5 protein-coding genes are annotated in these 6,223 nt (G+C 64.2%); 1 reads left to right on the top strand and 4 read right to left on the bottom strand.

Annotated features, from left to right (window positions below):
* Positions 1-159: 159 nt before the first annotated feature.
* The 4 genes from NJF35_RS24310 to rpoE all read right to left on the bottom strand — a co-directional run bounded on the left by NJF35_RS24310 (position 160) and on the right by rpoE (position 3,943).
* Entirely contained in the window at positions 160-1,560 is a 1,401-nt protein-coding gene (locus NJF35_RS24310) for a DegQ family serine endoprotease (protein ID WP_410046036.1), read from the bottom strand.
* Positions 1,561-1,761: 201 nt separating this feature from the next.
* Positions 1,762-2,727 carry a MucB/RseB C-terminal domain-containing protein gene (locus NJF35_RS24305; RefSeq protein ID WP_225788083.1) on the bottom strand — a complete coding sequence of 322 codons (966 nt, stop codon included), beginning with the start codon at positions 2,725-2,727 and terminating at the stop codon, positions 1,762-1,764.
* 12 nt (positions 2,728-2,739) lie between these two features.
* Positions 2,740-3,330 (bottom strand): sigma-E factor negative regulatory protein, encoded by a 591-nt coding sequence (locus NJF35_RS24300; RefSeq protein ID WP_225788082.1) that lies wholly within the window; start codon positions 3,328-3,330, stop codon positions 2,740-2,742.
* Between the two features lie 31 nt (positions 3,331-3,361).
* A complete protein-coding gene (gene rpoE, locus NJF35_RS24295) occupies positions 3,362-3,943 on the bottom strand; it encodes an RNA polymerase sigma factor RpoE (RefSeq protein WP_003252049.1) in 582 nt (193 codons plus the stop codon).
* Between the two features lie 435 nt (positions 3,944-4,378).
* Between rpoE and nadB the strand changes: the two genes are divergently transcribed.
* Positions 4,379-5,983: an L-aspartate oxidase gene (gene nadB, locus NJF35_RS24290; protein WP_225788081.1), complete on the top strand. Its 1,605-nt coding sequence runs from the start codon at positions 4,379-4,381 to the stop codon at positions 5,981-5,983.
* Positions 5,984-6,223 lie beyond the last annotated feature (240 nt).

Genomic DNA, 6,223 nt, shown 5'->3' with positions numbered 1-6,223 from the left:
ACATGGCCCCTGCAAACCGCATCATGTGTGGTCGCCGCGGTCCCTGTGGGAGCCGGCTTGCCGGCGATGGGCTGCAAGGCAGCCCCAAAAATGACAAAGCGCCGCTTAACTGACTGACATTAAGCCGAAGCTGCCCTTTTCGTACCTCGCACCCAGCGCTTATTCCGCCAGCTTGAAGGTAATGAAGCTGGCGCGCCCCTGGCGCAGCACGCGCATGGACACCGAACGGTTCTTCGGCAGGTCCTTGGCGATCTCGGTGAACTGCTTGGCTGAGGTGATCGCCTGGTTGTTCAGGTGGCTGATGACATCGCCCGGACGCAGGCCGATCATCGCCGCCGGGCCATCCTGGACCTCCTTGATGACGACGCCGCCCTTGAGCTCCAGGGATTTCTTCTGCTCGGCGCTCAGGTCGGTCACGGAAACCCCCAGGCGGTTGCTGCTGCGCTCGGCGCCGCCCTGGCCACCGCTACCGATCTGCACGTCGTCCTCCGGCAGCGCGCCGATGGTGACGTCCAGGTTCTGCCGCTTGCCGTTGCGAATGATCTCCAGGCGGGCCTTGTCGCCATCCTTGAGGCTACCCACCAGGTGCGGCAGGTCGGCCGACATGATGATCGGCTGGCCGTTCATGCTCAGGATCACGTCGCCCACCTGCAGGCCGCCCTTGGCTGCCGGGCCGTCTTCCAGTACCTGGGCCACCAGGGCGCCGGCCGGTTTGTCCAGGCCGAAGGATTCGGCCAGGTCCTTGTTGACCTCCTGGATCACCACGCCGAGCCAGCCGCGGCTGACCTTGCCGTCTTTCTTCAGCTGGTTGGAGACATCCAGCGCCACGTCGATCGGGATGGCGAACGACAGGCCCATGAAACCGCCGGAACGGGTGAAGATCTGCGAGTTGATCCCCACCACCTCGCCGTTCATGTTGAACAGCGGGCCACCCGAGTTGCCCGGGTTGATCGCCACGTCGGTCTGGATGAACGGTACGTAGGTGTCGTTGGGCAGGGTACGGCCCTTGGCACTGACGATACCCTTGGTCACCGAGTGGTCGAAACCGAATGGCGAGCCGATGGCCAGCACCCATTCGCCGACCTTGAGCTTGCTGGAGTCACCCAGCTTGACGGTCGGCAGGTTCTTGCCGTCGACCTTGAGCAAGGCCACGTCGGTACGCGGGTCGGTGCCGACCAGCTTGGCCTGCAACTCGCTGCGGTCGGACAGGCGGACGATGATCTCGTCGGCATCGGCGACCACGTGGTTGTTGGTCAGCACGTAGCCGTCGCTGGAAATGATGAAGCCCGAGCCCAGCGACTGCGCCTCGCGCTGGCGGTCGCCACGGGGCGAACGCGGCACCTGCGGCATGTTGCGCTCGAAGAACTCGCGGAACATCGGCGGCAGGCCTTCGAGGTCCGGCATCTGCCCGGCGGCGATGCGGCGCTCTGGCAGCTTCTGCTTGGTGCTGATGTTCACCACCGCCGGCGAAGCCTGCTCGACCAGGGTGGTGAAGTCCGGCAGGGACTCCTCGGCCTGGGCCGTGAGCACCTGGCCGAGCATGAGCACGGCGGCGAACATCGAGAGATAGGATTTCAAGCGTGGTATTGACATACGGCTCCCGTCACAACGAGCGTAGTTAGCAAGTAAGGCCCCTGCACAAGCAGGAAAGGCCAGACCCCGAAAAGCCTGACCTATAGAAAATTTACGAAGGGATTGCAAATGACAATGCTTTAATTTCATTTCAGCCCAGTGACTTCCAGGCTGCCGGACAGCACGCCGTCATTGACTTGCCTGGGCATCCTGGGCCCGCATCGACAGCGCGACACGCTCGGCGGTCCCCAGGGGAATCTCCCCGACCACGGTGACCATCACCTTGCCCTTGGGCGTGTTGAGGTGGCGCGACACGGCCACGGTCGGCCCCAACTGGGCACGGGTATCGGTCCCGGCATCGTCCTTGACCGGCTCCAGGAATACCGAGAAACGCGCCAGGCCATCGTCGTACATCAGGCTGCTGACGGTGCTGTTGCGTGCCGGGTCGCGGCGCACCGAGCTGTTGATCAACTCGAAGCCCGGCGGCAGCCAGTCCGAACGCCAGCCGGCAGCGGCTTCGCTGGAGGTCGCGGCAATCCGTTCGATCGGCTTGCACGCTGCACTGGCCCGCAGGTCGTCGTCGCTCGGCTGATCGTCGGTGTCCAGGCGGGTCATCTGGAAGCGCTCGAGCAACTGGCCCTTGTCGTTGAGCATCAACGAGCGCAGGGGCAGGCCGGACCGGCGGTCCAAGTGCAATTCGAACGCGTAGCGGTGCTGGTCCCGCGGGCTGAGCGTGACGATCACCGCGTCACGCCCGGCGACCCGTGACCGGCCAGCCACGGCCAGGTCGTACCAGCTCATCAGTTTCAGGGGATCGAGCACACGCGGTGCGGAGTCTGGCGGGGTACCCACGCCACTGACCAGGGAGCCGCTGACGCACTGGACCTTGCCATCGACGCGCACGATTTCCTGGGCCGCGCCATCGAGCTGCAACAACCGCTCGCTGACCTGACCGTCCTGGACGCGGTGCCAGATATCGTGGGAAGAAAAGCTGCCATTACGTTCGTAGACGAAGGAACCCTGGTAACTCTGTTCTTGCTCGGCCCGTGCCAGCCTGCCCAGCCACTCGCTCGCCTCGGGCGAGGAGTTGGCCGCCAACGCCGGCACCGCCATGCAGCTGCCGAGCAGCAGCGACAGGAGAGGTAGCGCGCGCATGATCCTCCTTACTTAGCGGTTTTCCAGGCTGGCGGCGCGGGCATAGGGCAGAGCGGTCTCGGTGCCCTTGAGCGCGGACTCCTGGGCATGCTGGCGCAGGTACCCCGGCAGACGCTGATCCCAGCCGGCCTGGTTCTGCAGCACGCCGTTGGCCATCGGCCCGGTCGGTTGCTCACTGCTTTCACTATAGCCTGCCAGTACGGCGGGGCCCTGTGCCTGTGGCATGCTCAGGCCCTGCTGGGCTGGCTGCTGGGCAGCGAGCTCGGCGCCGGTGATCTCGTCCTGGTTGTACATGCGTACGCCAGCCAGCACGGCAACGGTCACCGAGGCGGCGACAGCCAGGCGACCGATGGTGCGCCACGGGCCCTGCTTGACCTTCGCCGGCACGGCTTCGTCGGCCAGCGCCGCGGAAACCGCCGAGGCGATGTCCAGTTTCGGCAGCAGCAGTTCCTTGTGCATGGCTGCACGGGCGATCTGGTAGCGCGACCAGGTGGCACGGGTTTCAGGATCGTCGACGGCGTTCAACACCCGACGCAGTTCAAGTTCGTCCGCTTCGTTATCCATCACCGCGGACAGCGATTCCTGCAAAGCTTCACGACTCATGGCGGTTCCTCTCTTGGCTGTCGCCGCTGTCTCAGGTTTCCTGCAATAGAGGCTGCAGGGCTTTGTCTATGGCCTCCCGAGCGCGGAAGATTCGAGAGCGCACGGTACCCACCGGACATTGCATGACACTGGCAATGTCTTCGTAACTCAGTCCGTCGAACTCACGCAGGGTCAAGGCCGTACGCAGGTCCTCGGGCAGTTGCTGGATGGTGCGATGGACAGTGCCTTCGATTTCATCCCGCAACAACGAGCGCTCTGGGGACTCGAGATCCTTGAGACCATGATCGCCGTCGTAAAACTCCGCATCCTCGGAGCTCACATCGCTGTCTGGCGGCCGTCTTCCACGGGACACCAGGTAGTTCTTCGCCGTGTTGATGGCGATGCGGTACAGCCAGGTATAGAACGCGCTGTCACCGCGAAAATTTCCCAGCGCCCGGTAGGCCTTGATGAAAGCCTCCTGAGCCACATCCTGGGCTTCATGGGTGTCGTGGACGAACCGCACGATCAACCCGAGAATCTTGTGCTGATACTTCAGCACCAACAGATCGAACGCTCGCCTGTCGCCGCGCTGCACGCGCTCGACAAGCTGCTGATCCTCTTCCTGGGTTAGCATGAACACTCCTCAGTGGACTCGAAGGAGCGTTGCAACAGCCATCGTTCAGGCTTGCAACCATAGACTCGGGCTTTGCGCAAAAGTTCTCCCCTCCAAGCAAGTTTCCTGCGGCCCTTGGTCGGCTCGCACGAAAGACGCAGCGCGGTCGTGGCCGGCTGCGTCGATAATCAGGTTTCGAATACGCAGGTGTCAGCCCGGATAGAGCTGCCGCCATGCGTCGCCGCGGCATTTGTGGCGTGCGGGCAGCCTTCTTAGGATTTCCGCCGATGATGGAAAGTTCCCACGAAGATCTGCGCAACGGCGTAGACGCCATTGGAAATCAGGCACCTGTGACTGCTATAAAGGCAGCCCGGTCACGTTTCACGATAGTTTCACAATGCCATCTGCGCATGACTATTGTGCCGCTCCCTCACTCAAGAATACTAGTGTCCCGACATGAGCCAACAATTCCAACATGATGTCCTGGTGATCGGCAGCGGCGCCGCCGGCCTCAGCCTGGCACTGAACCTTCCCAGCCATCTGCGCATCGCCGTGCTGAGCAAGGGCGACCTGGCCAACGGTTCGACCTTCTGGGCCCAGGGCGGCGTCGCGGCTGTGCTCGACGATACCGACACCGTGCAATCCCATGTCGAGGACACGCTCAACGCCGGTGGCGGCCTGTGCCATGAAGACGCCGTGCGCTTTACCGTCGAGCACAGCCGCGAGGCCATCCAGTGGCTGATCGAGCAAGGCGTGCCATTTACCCGCGACGAGCACCACAGCGTCGACGATGGCGGCTTCGAATTCCACTTGACCCGCGAGGGCGGGCACAGCCACCGACGCATCATCCATGCCGCCGACGCCACCGGTGCGGCGATCTTCACCACCCTGCTGGCCCAGGCCCGGCAACGGCCGAACATCGAGCTGCTGGAACAGCGCGTGGCGGTCGACCTGATCACCGAACGCCGCCTGGGCCTGCCCGGCGAGCGCTGCCTGGGCGCCTACGTGCTGGACCGCAACAGCGGCGAAGTCGACACCTTCGGCGCGCGCTTCACCGTGCTGGCCACTGGTGGCGCGGCCAAGGTCTACCTCTACACCAGCAACCCCGACGGTGCCTGCGGCGACGGTATCGCCATGGCCTGGCGCGCCGGCTGCCGGGTGGCCAACCTCGAATTCAACCAGTTCCATCCCACCTGCCTCTACCACCCGCAGGCCAAGAGCTTCCTGATCACCGAGGCCCTGCGCGGCGAGGGCGCCCTGCTGCGCCTGCCCAACGGCGAGCGCTTCATGCCGCGCTTCGACCCGCGCGAGGAGCTGGCGCCCCGCGACATCGTGGCCCGGGCCATCGACCATGAGATGAAGCGCCTGGGCGTGGACTGCGTATACCTGGACATCACCCACAAGCCGGCCGATTTCATCAAGAGCCACTTCCCCACCGTCTACGAGCGCTGCCTGGCCTTCGGCATCGACATCACCCGACAACCGATCCCGGTGGTTCCGGCCGCCCACTACACCTGCGGCGGTGTGATGGTCGACGATCGCGGCCACACCGACGTGCCAGGCCTGTACGCCATCGGCGAAACCAGCTTCACCGGCTTGCATGGCGCCAACCGCATGGCCAGCAATTCGCTGCTGGAGTGCTTCGTCTATGGCCGCGCCGCCGCCGCCGACATCGCGGCGCACCTGGACCAGGTGGGCATGCCCGCCGCCCTGCCCTGCTGGGACGCAAGCCAGGTCACCGACTCGGACGAGGACGTGATCATCGCGCACAACTGGGACGAACTGCGGCGATTCATGTGGGACTACGTGGGCATCGTGCGCACCAGCAAGCGCCTGCAGCGTGCCGAGCACCGGGTGCGCCTGCTGCTGGACGAGATCGACGAGTTCTACAGCAACTACAAGGTCAGCCGCGACCTGATCGAGTTGCGCAACCTGGCCCAGGTGGCGGAACTGATGATCCGCTCGGCCATGCAGCGCAAGGAAAGCCGCGGGCTGCACTACACCCTCGACTACCCAGGCATGCTGCCCGAGGCGCGGGATACCATCCTGAGCCCGCTCTGAGGTCGTCGCGGCGATGGGTCTAAACGGGGGACTTAGTCTGATGTGACATCGATTGGGGCTGCCTTGCAGCCCTTCGCGGGCAAGCCCGCTCCCACAGGATCGTGCATTCCTTGAGGCTTGCAGCGTACTTGTGGGAGATCACCCAGCCCTTCCGGGCTGCGCTGTCGCGCAGCAAACATGAGGCGTATGACTTCAGATCTGCGGCGGCGCTGACATTTTGAAAAAGAAAAGGCGGCTGGC

It is taken from the genome of Pseudomonas guariconensis, from assembly GCF_024127895.1.
In the GTDB taxonomy this organism is placed as follows: domain Bacteria; phylum Pseudomonadota; class Gammaproteobacteria; order Pseudomonadales; family Pseudomonadaceae; genus Aquipseudomonas; species Aquipseudomonas guariconensis_B.
Note: the sequence above shows the minus strand (reverse complement) of the source record. Positions and strands in the feature narration are given on the sequence as shown.